The 241-nt window shown below is 41.5% G+C and carries 1 protein-coding gene; it reads right to left on the reverse strand.

Annotation, left to right across the window (positions count from 1 at the left end; all coding sequences use genetic code 11):
* Positions 1–241: hypothetical protein (locus AAEY79_RS16185; protein WP_352289753.1), on the reverse strand; the 241-nt coding region annotated here is incomplete at both ends.

Below are 241 nucleotides of genomic sequence, written 5' to 3' on the forward strand. Positions count from 1 at the left end.
GTTTAGTATTGCCACTAAGTTGTTGGGCGTTAATGTTGCCGCTGACTAACGCTAACGATATTTGGCCATTTAGCTGTGATAATTGATAACTGGCTGATACTCCCTCGGCATCTAAACCTAGCTGTTTTGGCAGGTAAATGGTCAGTTGTGACCCTTGTTTATTACTGCCCTGATAACTGCGGGGTAATTTATCTTCTACAATAACGCTATTGCCTTTAACCTCAAATATTAAGCCTTGGCT

It is taken from the genome of Psychrobacter sp. GW64-MNA-CIBAN-0177, assembly GCF_040309585.1.
Lineage (GTDB): Bacteria > Pseudomonadota > Gammaproteobacteria > Pseudomonadales > Moraxellaceae > Psychrobacter > Psychrobacter okhotskensis.